The organism is Streptomyces sp. NBC_01451, from assembly GCF_036227485.1.
Lineage (GTDB): Bacteria > Actinomycetota > Actinomycetes > Streptomycetales > Streptomycetaceae > Streptomyces.
The window spans coordinates 4,911,186-4,928,456 of sequence record NZ_CP109479.1; the positions used below are offsets into that span (position 1 = coordinate 4,911,186).

Annotated in this window: 15 protein-coding genes; 11 read left to right on the plus strand and 4 right to left on the minus strand. The window is 70.3% G+C overall.

What is annotated here, in order from left to right; translation table 11 throughout:
- The gene (locus tag OG595_RS21540) at window positions 1-441 is read right to left on the minus strand and encodes an ATP-binding protein (RefSeq protein WP_329274277.1); all 441 of its coding nucleotides are present in this window, start codon (window positions 439-441) and stop codon (window positions 1-3) included.
- An 83-nt stretch (window positions 442-524) separates the two neighbouring features.
- Between OG595_RS21540 and OG595_RS21545 the strand changes: the two genes are divergently transcribed.
- Entirely contained in the window at window positions 525-1,373 is an 849-nt protein-coding gene (locus OG595_RS21545) for a helix-turn-helix domain-containing protein (protein ID WP_329274280.1), read from the plus strand.
- The gene (locus OG595_RS21550; RefSeq protein ID WP_329274282.1) at window positions 1,333-1,596 is read left to right on the plus strand and encodes a DUF397 domain-containing protein; all 264 of its coding nucleotides are present in this window, start codon (window positions 1,333-1,335) and stop codon (window positions 1,594-1,596) included. The genes OG595_RS21545 and OG595_RS21550 overlap by 41 nt, the downstream gene beginning before the upstream one ends.
- Here the strand turns inward: OG595_RS21550 and helR are convergent.
- Entirely contained in the window at window positions 1,580-3,772 is a 2,193-nt protein-coding gene (gene helR / locus OG595_RS21555) for an RNA polymerase recycling motor ATPase HelR (RefSeq protein ID WP_329283090.1), read from the minus strand. The two genes, OG595_RS21550 and helR, sit on opposite strands and share 17 nt — an antisense overlap.
- Window positions 3,773-4,264: 492 nt before the next feature.
- On the opposite strand from helR, the gene OG595_RS21560 reads away from it, so the two are divergent.
- From OG595_RS21560 to OG595_RS21595, 8 genes are all read left to right on the plus strand, one after another.
- Entirely contained in the window at window positions 4,265-5,770 is a 1,506-nt protein-coding gene (locus OG595_RS21560; RefSeq protein ID WP_329274284.1) for an NCS1 family nucleobase:cation symporter-1, read from the plus strand.
- 224 nt (window positions 5,771-5,994) lie between these two features.
- Window positions 5,995-6,555, plus strand: coding sequence for a Uma2 family endonuclease (locus OG595_RS21565; protein ID WP_329283091.1), 561 nt, complete (start codon window positions 5,995-5,997; stop codon window positions 6,553-6,555).
- Between the two features lie 318 nt (window positions 6,556-6,873).
- Window positions 6,874-8,217, plus strand: a complete 1,344-nt coding sequence (locus OG595_RS21570) for a helix-turn-helix domain-containing protein (RefSeq protein WP_329274287.1) — start codon at window positions 6,874-6,876, stop codon at window positions 8,215-8,217.
- 165 nt (window positions 8,218-8,382) lie between these two features.
- A complete protein-coding gene (locus tag OG595_RS21575; protein ID WP_329283093.1) occupies window positions 8,383-9,357 on the plus strand; it encodes a permease in 975 nt (324 codons plus the stop codon).
- On the plus strand, window positions 9,354-10,103 hold the full coding sequence (locus OG595_RS21580; protein WP_329274288.1) for a TIGR03943 family putative permease subunit: 750 nt from the start codon (window positions 9,354-9,356) through the stop codon (window positions 10,101-10,103). Before OG595_RS21575 ends, OG595_RS21580 begins: the two co-directional genes overlap by 4 nt.
- Before the next feature lie 68 nt (window positions 10,104-10,171).
- Window positions 10,172-10,807: an RNA polymerase sigma factor gene (locus tag OG595_RS21585; protein ID WP_329274291.1), complete on the plus strand. Its 636-nt coding sequence runs from the start codon at window positions 10,172-10,174 to the stop codon at window positions 10,805-10,807.
- Complete coding sequence (locus OG595_RS21590) at window positions 10,804-11,463, plus strand: hypothetical protein (RefSeq protein WP_329274293.1); 660 nt, start codon at window positions 10,804-10,806, stop codon at window positions 11,461-11,463. Before OG595_RS21585 ends, OG595_RS21590 begins: the two co-directional genes overlap by 4 nt.
- 126 nt (window positions 11,464-11,589) lie before the next feature.
- Window positions 11,590-13,629, plus strand: coding sequence for a TerD family protein (locus OG595_RS21595; RefSeq protein WP_329283095.1), 2,040 nt, complete (start codon window positions 11,590-11,592; stop codon window positions 13,627-13,629).
- Between the two features lie 41 nt (window positions 13,630-13,670).
- Here the strand turns inward: OG595_RS21595 and OG595_RS21600 are convergent, their stop codons facing one another.
- Window positions 13,671-14,708, minus strand: coding sequence for a hypothetical protein (locus OG595_RS21600; protein WP_329274296.1), 1,038 nt, complete (start codon window positions 14,706-14,708; stop codon window positions 13,671-13,673).
- A gap of 168 nt (window positions 14,709-14,876) precedes the next feature.
- Here OG595_RS21600 and OG595_RS21605 point away from each other — a divergent pair, with 168 nt between their 5' ends.
- Entirely contained in the window at window positions 14,877-15,884 is a 1,008-nt protein-coding gene (locus OG595_RS21605; RefSeq protein WP_329274299.1) for a nucleoside hydrolase, read from the plus strand.
- Between the two features lie 175 nt (window positions 15,885-16,059).
- Here the strand turns inward: OG595_RS21605 and OG595_RS21610 are convergent, their stop codons facing one another.
- Window positions 16,060-17,022, minus strand: a complete 963-nt coding sequence (locus OG595_RS21610; protein ID WP_329274301.1) for an LAETG motif-containing sortase-dependent surface protein — start codon at window positions 17,020-17,022, stop codon at window positions 16,060-16,062.
- Window positions 17,023-17,271 lie beyond the last annotated feature (249 nt).

Below are 17,271 nucleotides of genomic sequence, written 5' to 3' on the forward strand. Positions count from 1 at the left end.
TCACACCGGCTCCTTGCTCCGGCACTCGAACCAGACGGTCTTTCCGGTACGTGTGGGATGCGCGGGCAGGCTGTACCAGCCCCAGCGGTCGGTGACGGCCTCGACGATCACGAGTCCGCGCCCGCCTTCGTCATCCACAGCTGTGGATGACCCCGGGCCCCTCGGTTCCGTGTCGGTGACCTCGACGAGGACCCCGCCGGGCCGCCGCAGCAGCAGTACGGTGGCGCGCCGGTCGGGGACATGCCGTACGACGTTGGAGACCAGCTCGGTCAGGGCGAGGGTGGCGGAGTCGGCGAGGTCGGACATGCCCCAGGAGCCGAGGTACGCCCGCAGGATGCACCGCAGATGCCGGGCCGAGTGGTCACCGAGGGTGAAGTCCATGCCGTACCTCGGCCCAAGTGGGCTTTCGTCCAGGTCGGTTGCGTCAGTTGCGTGATTCACGTCACCAGAGTGGAGTGGCGTGGTTACGCTGGGCTACGGAACGAATCCAACGACGCGAAGCGTCAGCTTGGGGGTGGCCCGCAGTGCCCAACATCCGCGAACTCGACCCCAGTGCGTCGCCGCTGGACTACTTCGGCTTCGAGCTGCGCAGGAAGAGAGAGGAAGCGGGCCTCACCCAGGGGGAGTTGGGCGCGTGCATCTTCTGTACGGGGTCACTGGTGGGCCAGGTCGAGACGGCGAGGAAGGTTCCCACCAGGGAGTTCGCGGAACGGGTGGACGCGGCACTGGGAACGGACGGGGAGTTCTCGCGGCTGGTGGGGTTGGTGCTGCGCAGCCAACTGCCGCACTGGTTCCAGGCTTACGCGGAGATGGAGGCGAGGGCCACATATATCTCCACGTATCAGTGCCAGTTGGTGTACGGGCTGCTGCAGACGGAGGAGTACGCACGGGCTGTACTGGGTGTCGATCAAACGGACAGGCTCGACGAGCTGGTGGCGGCTCGGATGGATCGCCAGCGGATCTTGAAACGCGACCAGCCGCCCGTCCTGTACGTGGTGCTGGATGAGTCGGCGCTGCACCGGCAGATCGGTGGCCGGGGGATCATGCGGAGGCAACTCGCCCACTTGTTGGGTTGCTTCGATCAGCCGTGGACCCAGCTTCAGGTGCTGCCGTTCTCAGTAGGTGAACACGCAGCGATGATGGGCTCGTTCAATCTCCTACGCTTCGATGACGACCCCGACATCCACTACAGCGAGAGCTACGACGCGGGGCACATGACTGCCAACCCGCAAGTGATCAGGGAGCGTTCTGTCGGATACGCTCGTTTGCAGGCCGACGCCCTCTCTCCGAAGGAGTCGGCGGTGCTGATCGCTCGACTTATGGAGGAACGCTATGGGGAGCAGCCCGAGTCTGGCGAGCGCACAGTGGCGTAAGTCGTCGTATAGCGGCTCCAGCGGCGGCGATTGTGTCGAGTGCGCCCCCCTCGGCACCGCCGCCTGGCGCAAGTCCTCGTACAGCGGCAACACCGGCGGCGACTGCGTCGAAGTAGCCCCCCTGACCCCCCACATCGCGATCCGCGACTCAAAGGCCCCCGACCTGGGCGCTCTCACGCTCACGCCGGAGGCCTTCGCCGCGTTCGTCAGCTGGTCAGGATGACGAGCTGCTGGGTCGCCCGAGTCATCGCGACATAGCGATCCACGGCCCCCTCGATGCCCTCGCCGAACTTCTCCGGGTCGATGACGACCACCAGGTCGAATTCGAGCCCTTTCGACAGTTCCGGGGTCAGTGACCGCACCCGGGGCGTCGGCCGGAACCCGGGGTCTCCGATGACGCAGGCGATGCCGTCGGCGTGTGAGTCGAGCCAGGTGGCCAGGAGCGCGTCCAGCTCGGACGCCGAGCCGTGGGCAACAGGAACCCCGCCGCTGCGGATCGAGGTCGGCACGTTGGCGTCGGGGAGGGCGGCCCGGATGACCGGCTCGGCCTCCGCCATGATCTCCTCCGGCGTGCGGTAGTTGATGCTGAGGGAGGCCAGGTTGATCCGGTCGAGCCCGATCCGCCGCAGCCGTTCCTCCCACGACTCCGTGAACCCGTGCCGGGCCTGGGCGCGGTCACCGACGATGGTGAAACTCCGGGACGGGCACCGCAGGAGCAGCATCTGCCACTCCGCGTCGGTCAGTTCCTGGGCCTCGTCCACGACGATGTGCGCGAACGGCCCGGCGAGCAAGTCCGCTTCGGCGACGGTCAGTTCGGACTCGTCGACCAGGCTGACCCCGGCGTCCCGGCCGCGCAGCATCCGCACGAGGCCCTCGCCCTCGTCACCGTCGGCGCCGGAGTCGCGTACGGCGTCGATCAGGTTGTCCACGACCTGGGTCATCCGCTCGCGCTGGGCCGCGAGGACGCTCTCGTGCCGACGTTTGCGCCGGGCGGCCTCCGGGTCGCCGAGCCGCTGGCGTGCCGCGTCGAGGATCGGCAGGTCGGACACGGTCCAGGCGTGAACGTCGTCCGCGCGTTGCAGCTTCCGTACCTCTTCGGGGGTCAGCCAGGGCGCGCACATCCGCAGGTAGGCGGGCACGGACCACAGGTCTCCGACGAGGTCGGCCGCTTCGAGCAGCGGCCACGCGCGGTTGAAGGCGGCGACCAACTCCCCGTCCTGCGCGAGTGACTTGCGGAGCTGGTCGGGTGAGACACCGAGGTCGCCGTCGTGGTCGTCGCTGTCGTGTTTGTCGGCGAGGATCGTGAGGAGTTCCTCCCAGACCTGGTCGCGGGCCTCGTTGTGGGGCACACCGGGGGCCGATTCGAAGGCGACGGCCCAGTCGGCGGCGGTCAGCCGGACGTCGGACCAGGGGGTCGAGACGGTGATCCCCTGGGTGGGCGGCTCCTCGTAGAAGGCGACGGCCTTCTCGAGGGCCTTCACCAGGTCGGCGGACGACTTCAGGCGGGCCACGTCCGGGTCGGCCTCGACCGCCGCGGCGGCCCCCTCGTCGACGAGGTCCCGCAGTGTGCAGGTCTGCACGCCCTCCTCACCGAGACTGGGGAGGACATCGGCGACGTACGCGAGGTAGGGCCGGTGCGGGCCGACGAACAGCACGCCACCGCCACGACGGTGATGACCGAGACGGGGATCGGCGTAGAGGAGGTAGGCGGAGCGGTGCAGGGCGACGACGGTCTTGCCCGTGCCCGGGCCGCCGTCCACGACGAGCGCGCCGCGCGAACCGGCGCGGATGATGGCGTCCTGGTCGGCCTGGATGGTGCCGAGGACGTCCCGCATGCGCGGTGAGCGGTTGGTGCCCAGGCTGGCGATGAAGGCGGACTGGTCGTCGAGGGCGGCGGCGTGTCCGTCGAACCCGTCCGGGGCGAACACCTCGTCCCAGTAGTCGTTGATCCGGCCGTCGGTCCAGCGGTACCGGCGGCGGCTCGCCAGGCCCATCGGGTTGCCGTGGGTGGCGCCGAAGAACGGCTCGGCGGCGGGGGAGCGCCAGTCGAGCAGCAGCCGACGGCCCGTGGAGTCGGTGAGGCCGAGGCGTCCGACGTACACGGCCTGCCCGGGGTCGTCCGCGCTGACCATGTGGCCGAGGCACAGGTCGAGCCCGAAGCGGCGCAGTGCGCGCAGGCGGGCGGTGAGCCGGTGGATCTCGGTGTCCCGGTCCATGGCGTCGCGGCCGGTGCCGCCGGGTGCCCTGCGCTCGGCGTCGAGACGGCCGGTCAGCTCGGCGATCGACTGCTCCAGGCACGCCGCGACGGCGGCGAAGTGCTCCTCGTCGCGGCCGATCAGCTTCGGGTCGGCCTTGGCGGAGAGATGGTCAGAGAGGTCGAACGCGCTGGTGGTGGACATGGTGGTGCTGGACGTGGTGGTGGTCAGGGGATTCAAAGCATCAGCTCCCGTCCGGACGACGGCGCGCACACCCGCACCTCGGTCCCGAATTCCCGCAATGCCACCGCGAGGGCGGCGGCCATCGGCCGGACGTCCCCGCCCGACCCGTGGACCGACAACAGAACACGCACTTCGAGACTCCCCGTTTTCGCAGTTCAAGGCCCTAGGCCGGAGATTCTGCGGCACAACGGGGGCCTTGCCGCAAGCCCCCCGGTGCGCTATATCTTGAACATGGCAAGGGGTGCGGAACTCCTTGCCTTTGTTTTTTGCGGCGCCCGTCCCTGTGCGGCTCGCTCCGCGACGGATCCCACTCCGATCCCGCTCCGAATCCCCGATGGAAGAAAACTTCCATTGACAGGCCGGTTACGTGTGCGGCATTTGGGAGAAACACCCCGCCCGTTCCCTTTACGTCATCCGGCGCCATCGTGGCGACCCGCGCAGGAAGAGAACGCGATGACGGACACGGTCAGAGACCCAGGCGGAGATACGGAGCTCGCGGACAGGGAGGGCTACTCCCCCCGTCTCTACAACGAGGACCTGGCCCCGGCCACCGAGCGCAAGTGGGGCGCGTTCAGCATCTTCAACGTCTGGACCTCGGACGTACACAGTCTGTACGGCTACTTCCTCGCCGCCAGCCTGTTCCTGGTCGCCGGCAACACCTTCAAGTTCCTGATCGGCATCGGCGTCGGATCACTGATCATCTACTACCTGATGACGCTGATCGGAAAGGCGGGCGTGCGCACGGGCGTCCCGTACCCCGTCCTGGCCCGTGCCTCCTTCGGCACCTTCGGCGCGAACGTACCGGCGCTGGTCAGAGCGGTCGTCGCCACCTTCTGGTACGGCGCCCAGACCAGCGCGGCGGCGGGCGCGATCGTGGCGTTCCTCGTCCGCTACGACGGCCCGAAGCACCTGCACGAGACGAGCCGTCTGTTCGACCACAGCGGGCTGGAGGTCATCTGCTACCTCGCCGTCTGGGCGGCCCAACTGCTGATCATCAGCAAGGGGATGGAGACGGTCCGCCGGTTCCAGGACTTCGCCGGCCCGGCGGTCTGGCTGATGATGCTGGTGCTGGCGGTGGCCCTGTCGGTGAAGGCGGGCACGCTGTCCTTCACGGTGGACATGCCCGCCAAGGACCTGGCCGCCCTGGCGAAGAACGCGACCGGCCTGGACGTGACGCCGGGTTCGTTCGCCGCGATAGCGGCCATCGCGGCGACCTGGGTGACGTACTTCGCCGCGCTGTTCCTGAACTTCGGTGACTTCGCCCGTTTCACGCCGGACGAGAAGACCCTGAAGAAGGGCAACGTCTGGGGCCTGCCCGTCAACCTGATCCTGTTCTCGCTGGTGGCGGCGATGACAACGGCCTCCGCCAGCAAGGTGTACGGCGAGGTCATCCTCGAACCGGCGGCGATCTCGGCGAAGTTCGACAGCGCGTTCCTCGTCCTGCTGGCCGCCCTGACGTTCGCCGTCGCGACCCTCGGCATCAACGTCGTCGCCAACTTCGTCAGCCCGGCCTTCGACTTCGCCAACGTGGCCCCGAAGCACATCTCGTTCAAGCGGGGCGGCCTGATCGCGGCGGTCATCGCGCTGCTCCTCTACCCCCTCCACCCCTGGGACAACGCCCCGAGTTTCGTCAACGCGATCGGCTCGACGATGGGCCCGATCTTCGGAGTGGTGGTGGTCGACTACTACCTCATCCGCAAGGCCCAGCTGAACATCCCGGACCTCTACAAGGAGGACGGCGAGTTCCGCTTCCAGGGCGGCTGGAACATCCGCGCCTTCGCGGCGGCGGCGGTCGGCGCGATCTTCTCCAGCATCCTCCCGACGTACGGACCTTCGGGGTACGGGGCCGCGCTGGGACCGTACTCGTGGTTCATCGGGGTGCTGGTCGCCGGGACGATCTACTTCGGGGTGAGCGGGGGGAGGAGCCGGCTGGTGGGTTCCCGGGAGCCCGCAGTCTGACAAGGGGCGGCTGTGTGCGGAAACGTAACAGCACGCTCGTTCGAGTGAATGGTTCAGGATTCCGTATTCGGGCCGCCGGTCTACCCTGGGACTGTCGCGCTGAGCGAAGGAGGTCTGACATGGCGACGGCGGAGCCGATCATCATGGCGGGTTACCAGGGCGAGGCCATTCATGGTCCGTACGACGATCCTGATGATCCCGATGGCGAGCGCTACGAGAGGCGTATGCGTGAGTACCTGGGCGGCGCAAGCGTCGAGCAGGCCTTCGAGCTGTTCAGTGCGGCTGCCCCTGAGGGCTGGCGCGTAGAGCTGGTCGAAGGGGAGATCTACGTGGTGCCACCGGCGAATGGGGAGCACGAGGAGATCGTGTCGGAGGTCGTGGATCAGGTGGCCGAGCGCCGCACTGACCGTGCCTTGCGCAGTTACACGGGCATCGGCCTGAACGTTCCAGGAGCATCCGAGACCGGCCATGTCATCCCCGACCTGGTCGTCGCGCCCAAGGGCAGTTTCGACGACCAGGAGGAGTGGCACGATCCGGCCCCCGTACTCCTGGTCGCCGAGGTCACCTCCGACTCGACCGCCGCCCGCGACCGTGACAAGAAGATCCGTGGCTACGCCCGTGCCGACATCCCCGTCTATCTGCTGATCGACCGGGACGAGGGCGAGGTGTTGGTGTACTCCGAGCCCTCGGGTGACGACTACGCCAAGAGCCTGAAGCACAAACTGGGCCTGACCGTGCCCCTGCCCGCGCCCCTGGGGTTCGAGCTGGACACGGCGGAGTTCTGAGCGAGCGCGAGGTTCCGGCGGTTCTGGCGGTCCGCTCGAACTGACGCTTACCTACCCCGGCCGACCCTGAGTCGGACCCGGTTCCCGGCTCGTTTCCTGGCTCAGTGGCCCGGCATGATGCGGCTCCGCCGCCCGTGCCGGGCCGGCGTTCGCCGCGATGATGAGTGTGGCGGCGGCGACGATCGCCGCGCAGACCGCTCTGAAGTGTGAGAGCACGGCAACCTCGCAACAACAGCGACGTATTAAGCACGCTTAACTCGTGGCTTAACGTAGAGGTTGACGGACCTCAACGGCAAGTGGGCACAGGGGAGTTGGGCGATGGCTGAGCGGGACGACCCGGAAGTCATCGGGCGCCGGGTGCAACGGCTGCGTATCGAGCAGGGGCTGACACAGCGGCAGTTGGCGGAGCCCGCCTACACCCCCGCCTACATCTCCACCCTGGAGGCGGGACGCGTCCGGGCCTCCGACGAGGCGCTGCGGCACATCGCCGAGCGGCTCGGGGTGGCGTACGAGGAGTTGGTGACCGGGCGGCCCGCCCACCTGGCCACCGATCTACGGCTGCGCCTCACCGACGCCCAGCGCACCCTCGCCACCGGCGAGACCGAGGCGGCGGCCAAGCAGTACGCGGAGCTGAGGGACGAGGCCGCGCGGCTCGGGCTCCTCGCGGAGGAGGCAGCCGCACTGCTCGGGCTCGGCGAGTGCGGGGTGGACACCGGGGATCTCGCCGCCGCCCAGAACCACTTCGAGCTTGCCGAGCGGTGTCTGGCCGACGAGCCCCTGACCGGCCGGGTACCCGCCCTGCGCGGGCGGGCCGTCGCGCACTACCTCGCCGGCGAACTCCGCTACTCCGTATACCTTCTCGAGTCCACGATCGACGAGCTGAACCGCAGCGGGCTGCACGACCCGGACGCTCTCCTCCCCCTCTACGCCAGTTCCATCGCCCCCTACATGGACATGGGCGCCCACGCGCGCGCGGCCCAGGCCGCCGAACTCGCCCTCGCGCTCGCCCCGCAGGTGAGCGATCCGGCGTTGGTCGCCCGGATGCACCGTCAGGTGGCCCGGACGATGCTCGCCGAGGGGCGGTACGCGGACGCCGACGCCTCGCTGGCGAAGGCCTCCGAGCTGTACCGGCAGCTTCAGATCCGTACCGAGCTGGCCAACTGCCACTGGATGCGCGGCTATCTGTACGCCCAGCAGAACGAACTGGCGCGCGCCGAGGCCGAGTTGCGGGAGGCGCACGCCATGCTGTCCGCCAAGCGCGCCGCCCTCTACAGCAGCCAGGTCACGGTCGAGCTGGCCGACGTACTGCACCGGCGAGGCAAGTCGGACGAGGCGGCGGCGCTGCTGCACGACGTACTCGGGGACCTGTCCTCGGAGCGCGGCGCCGTCCACTCGGCCGCCGCCCACCGGCTGCTCGGGATCATCGCCGAGGACGCCCGCGACACGGAGCGGGCGGAGGAGCACTACGTCCGCGCCCTCAGCGTCCTGGAGCGCGCGGGCGCCGCCGGCGACCTCGCCGACCTGTGCCGGCTGCTCGGCGATCTGCTGCGCCGGACCGGCCGGGTCGAGGCCGCGCTCGACGCCTACCGGACGGGGCTGGGGCATCGTACGGCCCCCGGGACCACCACCCTGGGCCCGGCGCCCGCACAGCCTCCTCTTTGACGAATCGGAGGCGGCGCACAGTACGGGCGGCTACCCTTCGGCCTGAACTGTGAACATTTGACCGGATCGGAACGGTACGGGCGCTTGGACGGCGAGCACGGCGAGCACGGCGAAGGGTATGGCGGCGGATACGGCGCCGGCGGGCGGAGTGTGGCCGACGGGCTGATGCTCGTCGTACGCGCGTTCGTGTACGCCGTCGTGGGTGGCGTCGCGCTGATCGCGATCGTCACCGTCGCCTCCGTACTCGGGCCGACCGTCGCCCTCGACCTGTACACGCCCGCCGTGGCCGCCTGGTGGACGGTGTTCACGGCGGTCGTGGTGCAGGGAGTGCCGTTTCTGCTGCTGGGCACGGTGGTGTCGGCGGCGATCGGGGCGTTCGTACCGGAGAAGGTGTTCACCCGGCTGCTCCCGCGCAACCAGGCGCTCGCCGTGCCGATCGCGGGCGCGGCGGGGGTCGTCCTCCCGGGGTGCGAGTGCGCGTCCGTGCCGGTCGCGGGAAGTCTGATGCGGCGCGGGGTGGCCCCGGCCGCCGCGCTCGCCTTCCTGCTCTCCGCACCGGCGATCAACCCCGTGGTGCTGGTGGCGACCTCGATCGCCTTCCCCGGCCAGCCGAAGATGGTGCTCGGGCGGCTGGTGGCCTCCCTGGCCACGGCGGTCGTCATGGGCTGGCTGTGGGCACGGTTCGGGCGGGAGGAGTGGCTGCGGAAGCCCACCTCGGGGAGCGGGGGACAGCCGTCCCTCGGCTGGCGCGGGTTCCTGGCCGGGCTCCAGCACGACTTCCTGCACGCGGGCGGCTTCCTGGTGCTGGGTGCGGGCGCGGCGGCGACCTTCAACATCGTCGTACCGAGGTCCGTGCTCGACGTGTTCACCGGCTCGGCATGGCTGTCCGTGCTGCTGCTCGCCGTACTGGCGGTCGTGCTGTGCGTGTGCAGCGAGGCGGACGCCTTCGTGGCGGCCTCCCTCAGCGGCTTCTCCCCCACGGCCCGCCTCGCCTTCATGGTGGTCGGCCCGATGGTCGACCTGAAGCTGATCGCCCTCCAGGCGGGCACCTTCGGCCGGTCCTTCGCCGTCCGGTTCTCGTCGGTGACGTGGGTGGTCGCGGTGAGCAGCAGTGTCGTCGTCGGGTGGTGGTTGCTGTGAGGCGGTACGGACCCGCTGTCCTGCTGTTGCTGACCGGCGGGGCGGTGCTGCGGATCTCGCTGTTCAGCGAGCTGTATCTGCGGTACGTGCAGGAGAGGCTGCGGCCGTACCTGGTGGTGTCCGGGGTGCTGCTGGTGCTGCTGGGGGCGGTGGCCGCACTGGCGCGGCACCGGCGGGACGAGGAGGACACGGACGCCCACGAGCACGACGCCCACGATCACGACGCCCACGGGCATGGGCATGGGCACGGGCACGGTCCCCGGGTCGCCTGGCTGCTGACGCTCCCCGCCCTCGCGCTGCTCCTCTTCCCGCCGCCCGCCCTGGGCTCGTACAGCGCCGACCGGGAGGCGGCTCAGCGGGCCGCGCAGGGCGTGGGCACCTTCCCCGCGCTGCCCGCCGGGAACCCGCTGGAGCTGACGGTCGGCGAGTTCAGCTCGCGCGCGATCTTCGACAGCGGGCGGTCCCTCAAGGGCCGTACCGTCCGCCTGACCGGCTTCGTCACCCACGGGGACGACGGCGCCTGGTACGTCACCCGCCTCCTCGTCTCCTGCTGCGCGGCCGACGCCTCGACGAGCAAGGTCGAGATCCGCGACGCCGACGCCCCGGTCACGGACACCTGGGTCACGGTCACCGGGACGTGGGTGCCCAAGGGGAAACCGGGCTCGGACGCGGCCTGGCCGCCGGTGCTGGACGCGGGGTCGGTGAAGAAGGTCGCGGAGCCGTCGAACCCGTACGAGAAACGCTGACCGTCACTCGTAACTGAGCGGTGGTGAAAGGATTCCACGAGTGCCGGACAGGGCAGGTCGTGGAATCCATGACGGAGACGGAACAGAGGGCCACCCGGGATCAGCGGGCCCGCTTCGAGGCGCTGGCACACGTCGTGACGGAGCCGCTGCACCGCTATCTGCTGCGGCGCGCGGACCCCGACCAGGTCGACGACGTGCTCTCGGAGACGCTGCTGGTGCTGTGGCGCCGTATCGACGACGTACCGGGTCTGGAGGCGTCGAAGCACGCCCCAGGCCCCGCCCCCGACCCCGACGCCGTACTGCCCTGGTGCTACGGCGTGGCCCGCGGCTGCCTGGCCAACGCCCGTCGCGCGGACCGGCGTAGACGCTCGCTGCTGGAACGCCTGACGTGGACGGCGACGGGCACGACGCGGGAGACGGCGGAGACGGAGGACCCCGACCACACCGCCCTGCACGCGGCACTCGCCCAACTCCGCGCGCTGGACCGGGAGGTGGTCCTCCTGTGGGCGTACGAGGAACTCACCCCGAGCCGGATCGCCGAGGTGACCGGCCTGAGCGCGAACGCCGTGAGCATCCGGCTGCACCGGGCGAAGAAGAAACTGGCGGCCCAGTTGGAGCGAAAGACCGGCCCGCACCCCGGACATGAGACGGACGAAGGACAAGGAACCGGTACCGGAAACGGAAACGGAAGGAGCAGTCGATGAACGACGACGAGTTGCTGGCCCACCTGAAGGCCACGGACCCGGCACTGACCTCGAAGGCTCCGCGACCCGACGTCACCCGTCTCGTGGAGGCCACGATGAACACGAACACAGCCCCAACCACAGCCCCGACCAAGGCTGTTCAGAACGCGAGGCCGCGCCGCCGCCTCGTACCGGCACTGGCCTTCACGGCACTGCTGCTGGTGGGAGGCGGTGTCAGCTGGGGTGTCGCGCAGGGCGGAGAGGACACGACAAACAAGGCGGGGGCAGGCGCGGCGGGAGTCGGTAGCGTGCCCCAGCTTCAGCCCCTGACCCTGATGCTCCCGGACAGCGGCTCGGAAGCGTGCGCGGAACCCACGCCTGACTCCCTGCGCCACCGCGAATTCGCCTTCGAGGGCACGGTGACGGCCGAAGAGGGCGACCGCGTGATCCTCCGGGTCGACCACTGGTACCGCCTCGACCCCAACCTGGCCAACCCCACCGACGAGGTCCGCCTCAGCAACGACGGGGCTTTCGCGGAGGCCCCGGAGTTCCGGATGGGCGCCCACTACCTCGTCACCGCCGACGACGGCATCATCCCGACATGCGGCGGCACAACCGAGGCCACGGACGAGGCGAGGACGATGTTCCGGGAGGCCTTCGAGACCCCGAAGAAGTAGCGAACAGGGGGTTTCTTCCGACCATTTGGGGCCAATGGTCGCTGACCGGCGCTAGGGTTCCCTTGATGCGCGGGGTGTGGTGCGTGTCACGTCACTACGGTGCATCTGGGGGGCCTCGTGCACGAGATGGTCAAGGGCGCCAACGTTGGTCTGGCCGCGTTGAGCGAGGACGTCGGCTCGGTGATGGTGCGACTGGGCTGGAGCAGTCCGACGGGGGAGGGCGACGCGGACGTCTCCGTCCTGCTGCTGACCGCCGACGGCAAGGTCCGCAGCGACGGGGACTTCTACTTCTACAACAACCCCGTCGCCGCGGACGGCAGCGTGCAGTTGCTCGGCAAGGCGCCCACTGCCGATGGCAACGAGGACCGCATCACCTTCGACCTGACGGCGATCGCGGACGATGCCGAGCGGATCGTCGTCGCGGCGAGCCGCTACGAGGGCGCCCGCTTCTCCGACCTGCACGACCTGTGCCTGACGCTCGCCGACGGCGCCGGTGACAACCTGCTGCGTTTCACCATCGACGACCCCGGCGAGGTGGGCGCGCTGCTCTTCGGCGAGCTCTACCGGCGGGGCGGGGACTGGAAGTTCCGGGCGATCGGCCAGGGCTACGAGTCCGGACTCGCGGGCCTGGCAACGGACTTCGGCGTCGACATCGACGACGACGCGGAGGCCTCGGAAACGGGAGAGGCGGCGGAGAAGCAGGAAGCGCCGGCTGCGCCGGAGGCCCAGGCTGCACCCCTGCCCGCCATCCCCACGCAGCCGACTAGCGAGCGCCCCGCTGATCCGGTGCGGCCCCTGCCGACGCCGGACCAGCCGGTGACCAAGGCCGCGCCCCGGCCCCGTACCGCGAAGAAGAAGGTCACGCTGCCCAAGGTGGCCAGGAAGTCCCTCGCCGAGAACGACGCCTGGCGGGTGGCACGCCTCTTCCCCGCCGCCGCCCTCAAGAGCGACCGTGAGCGCGAAACCCGGGCGACCTCCGTGCTGCTGTCAGTGATGACCCAAGTACCGGAGTTCGGGCGGCGGTTGACGGCGGGGTTCGGTGCGCCGTCCGGCCGGATGGAGACGTTCACCGAAGTCACGCTGCCCAACGGCGACACCCCGCGACGCCCCGACGGTGTGATCCGGGTCGAGCGGGCCGGGAAGCTGTGGACGGCGCTCGTCGAGACGAAGACGAACGGCAACTCCCTCAAGGCGGACCAGGTACAGGCGTACGCCGACATCGCCGCCCGGCGCGGCTACGAGGCCGTCATCACCCTCTCCAACGACGTCGAACTCGACGGCAGCCCACTGGTCGAGGTCAAGGCGGACGGCCGGCGCAAGCACAAGGTCGCCCTCTGGCACCTCTCCTGGGCCGAAGTCGCCCACCAGGCCCAGATGTTGATCCGCCACGAGGGTGTGGGCAACGCGGCCCACGCCTGGCTGCTCCAGGAACTGCTGCACTACCTCCAGCACGAGAACTCCGGCTGCCACGGCTTCCAGAACATGGGCCCCGCCTGGGTCCCCGTCCGCAACGGAATCGACGACGAGACCCTGTGCCAGGGTGACTCGCGGGCGGTCGACGTCGTCGAGAGCTGGGAGCGGCTGGTCCGGCAGGTGTGCCTGCGGCTGGGCGGTGAACTCGGCCAGAAGGTACTGCCCGTGCAGCGCGCGAAACGAGGCAGCGACCCGCGCACCCGCCGTGCCGCGCTTGCCGACCAACTGTGCGCGGACGGACGGCTGGAGGCCGAACTCCGTATCGACGGCACGCCCGGCATCCTCGCCCTCTGCGCCGACCTGCGGACCGGCAAACTGCGTACGTCCATCGAGATCCCCGCGCCCGAACAGGGCTACCCCCTCACTTGGTCCAAGCGACTGGTCCGCCAACTCGCCGACGCCCCGGCCGACTTGCACGTCGAGGCGCTGCTCGCCGGTCAGGCGCCCGGTCCGCGCGGCACCCTGGAGCGCCTCCGCCCGGAACCGGCCGACCTGCTGCCCAAGGACGGCACGCCGATCACCGGCTTCCGTCTGTCCCTCTTCCGGAGCATGGGCAACACCCGCGGCAACGCCGAGTCCGGTTTCATCCGCAGCGTCGACGAGTCCGTCGACCGCTTCCACGCCCACGTGGTCGTCCACCTGGAGCGCCGCACGTCGTCGTCCCGTACACGGGAGACGGCTGCCGCGGGCTGACACTCCTCCCGCACGGACCGCGGCGCCCCGCCGGACCCCTGTCAGTACAGGTCCTGATCCCCGTCCTGCCCCTGGCCCGTGTCCTGGCCCGTGTCCTGGTCCTGGGTCTGTTCCCAGTCCTGGCTGTCTCCCTCCGCCTCCGCCTCCGCCTCCTGCTCCTGGGGCTGGGGCTGGGGCTGGGGTTGGACCGGTTCCTGTGTCGGGCTCTGGCTCTCTGCCGGCGTCCGGGGCGGAGCCGGGCTCGGGCTCTGGTCCTGCACCGGGGTCTGGGGCGGGGCCGGGGGGTCCTGTCGGGTCTGCTTCAGGCGTTCGGCGCCGACCTGGACGGCGTGGGCCGTGTACTCCGTGCGGGGCTCGGTCAGGCCGCCGTTGGTGACGACGATCGCGTCGTCGCCGACCCGTACGGCGGCTAGATCCAGGGTGAGTGTCGCCGGGGCGCCGTCCAGTTCGCCGCGTGTCGACAGCCGCAGGCCCTGTCGGGCGTCCCCCGCCTGCGGCAGGCCGATCTCCGTGACCCGCACCTCCTGGCGGGCGCCGCGTGGTCCGACCGCCGTGAAGCCGGCGCATTTCTGCGGCATCGTCCTGAGCCAGGCGAGCTGTGTGTCCACGTCGGCGCGGTGGGCGGCGGTGACCTGGTAGCGGAGCTGGCCGCCCTCGTCGTAGTCGTCGAAGCCGGCGACGGCCCGGGCGCCGACCGGTTCGCCCAGCAGTTCCTCCGTGTACACGGCGTCGAGGAGGCGTCCGCAGTCGGCGTCGTCCGTCGTCGCCTTGAGCAGCGCGTCCCGCCAGAGCGCGGCGCCCTCGGTGGGGGTCCACGGCGCCCCGAGGTCGGCGTCGGTGAGGAGGGCGCCCTGGGCCTGGGCGTCGGTGAGGCCGGCCGGGGCGGTCGGGGAGGCGGAGGCCCGGTGCGCGGCGGGGGCCGGGGCGGTGGCGGAGGCGACGGGTCTGGCCTGGCGGCGTTCCAGGGTGCCCGCCGCGCGGTCCTCGTCGTGCATGCACGCGGCCATCGTCAGCAGGGTGCCCATCCCGATGGCCGAGGCGAGCAGACGTACCGCACGGGGAGAGGGCCGACGGGTCATCAAGGGGTTCCTCCAGGGCGCCGGTACGTCAGTCAGATCTCCCTCCGACGGCACCATCACGCGCCCGGTCCCACCAGCGGGCCGGGCCGTACGGGTGAGCACGGCCGCCGGTGAGAGCGGGAACCGGAGAGCGTGGGAGTCTGTGCAGCCGGGAAAGGAGCCCTCACCGTGACGACTGCGGAACCCACCACCCAAGCCCAGCCCGACGCCGGTCCGTCCCACCCCGTGCCCGTGATCATCGACTGCGACACCGGCATCGACGACGCCCTGGCCCTGCTGTTCGCCGTACGCCACCCGGGACTCGACCTCCGCGCGGTCACCTGTGTCGCCGGGAACACGGATGTCGACCAGGTCGTACGCAACACCCTCACGGTCCTCGACCAGGCAGGCGCCCCCGATCTGCCGGTCGCGCGCGGGGCCGAGCGGCCGTTGATCGAGCCGGCGCGGTCCGCCGCCCACGTCCACGGGCAGGACGGCATGGGCGACCTCGGCCTGCCCGCGTCCACCACCCGGACGGCCGTCGACGTGGACGCGGTCACCCTGCTGCGCCGCGAGATCCTCGGCTCGCCCCGCCCGGTCACGCTCATCCCGACCGCGCCGCTCACCAACATCGCCCTGCTCCTGCGTACGTACCCCGAGGTGACCCGCAACATCGAGCGGATCGTCTTCATGGGCGGCGCGGTGGAGATCGGGAACGCCACGCCCGTCGCCGAGTTCAACGTGTGGCACGACCCGGAGGCCGCCGCGATCCTGCTCACCGCCGGGGTGCCGATCACCATGTACGGCCTGGACGTCTTCACGCGCGTTGTCGTGCCCGGGGCCGATGTCCAGCGGCTGCGCGCGAGTTCGGAACCGGGTGCGCGGCTCGCCGGCGCACTGCTCGCCCACCGCGATCCGGCCCTCAGCGGCGACCCCACCCCCACCGGCAGCCTCGGCGACGCGGGTGCCGTCTGCGCGGTCGCCGACCCGGCGGGGCTGACCACCAGCCTGCTGCCGGTCGAGGTCTCCCTCGCCCCCGGCCCGACCCGGGGTCAGACCGTCGTCGACCGCAGACCACGCCCCGGCGAGTCCGAGATCCACCACGGCACCCGGGAGAAGCAGTTGGTGGATGTCGCGCTGGACATCGACGTGGAGAGGTACGTACGGCTGTACCTCGGGACGGTCGAGAAGCGATAGCGACAGCGACAGCGACAGGGGCAGGGAAGGTGACAGGGATGGCGACGGCGACAGGTACTGGGCTCCAGGGCCAGTAGTTCGGGAACGACGTCCGCCCCGGTACCGCTCGCGAGGAGCGGTACCGGGGCGGACGTGTTCAAGCGTTGCGGACGTACTCAAGCGCTACCGGACGGGGTCACGCACCCGCGCGGCCCGCCTTGCGTCGCTTCGTCGCCAGCACGATCGCCGCGCCGCCGATCAGCAGTGCCGCGGCGCCGCCCGCGAGGGGGCCGGTGGCGCTGCCGCCGCCGGTCTCGGCCAGCGGGGGCTGGGAGCTGTCCGGGCTCGCCGGGGTGGCCGGCGGGGTGGACTCCGAGGCCGACTCGGAGGGCGTCGACTCGGACGGAGTCGGCGTCGACGGCGTCTCGGAGGCGGGCGGGGTCGTCTCGGACGCGGGCTCGGAGGGAGTCGGCGTACCCGGGGTCTCCTCGGCCGGAGGCGTCGGGGTCGGGGTGCCCGGGGTCTCCTCGGCCGGCGGAGGCGTGGTCGTGCAGTCCTTCGTACCGCCGTTCCAGGCGGCGATCAGCTTGTCCTTGATGACCGGACGATCCGGACCCTTGGGCAGGTCGCCGTGCTCGAAGCCGTCGTTGGCGTCGAAGTCGCCGTCGAACTTGACCTTGCCGCGGTAGAGGTCGACCTGCGCGAAGCAGCCCGCGTCCGGCACCGCGATGTCGAGCGAGTCGGTCTGACCCTGCTTGACCGTGACGGTGTCGAAGTCGACGAAGACCTGCAGACCCGAGGTGCCGAAGGTGGGACCGTGGGCGATGTAGGAGGCGAGGGAGGCGGTGCAGGTGCTGGCGTCACCGGCGGTGCGGACCTTGATGTGGACCTTGCCGTCCTCGGTGGGCTTGAGGTTCTGGTCGTCGACGCGGACCGAGTCGAAGAAGTTCTGCCCGTCGAGGGAGAACTGGCAGCGGTCGGTCTCGGTCTTCGTGCCCGCGCCGGCGCCGGGCTTGTAGCCGCCGGTCTTGGAGCCCCAGCCGTCACCGCCGGGCGTGCCGGTGGCCCAGGCGCCCGAGGCGGAGGCCGCGCAGAGAGCGATCGCGGCGGCGCCCGTCCCCAGGAGGTGCAGCGCGTTGACACGTCTCAGTATGGACATGCGGATCCCATCTTGGCGTGTGCGAGAACCCGGGTACGGCGGGAGGGCAGCGCGTTGCGGCCGGGCCGTGCCGAGGGAGTCTGGTTTAAGGAACGCTGGACTCATTGGTCACATGCGCCACAGCGTTTGCACATCGTGAATCGTGCGGAGCGGGGTGTCAACTTGCGGGAATGAAAAGAATGTTCGCGGTTCATCACAATTCCGCCACAGGAGGAATGGTGTGTTCCGGGGGCGCGGGGGTTCGTGATT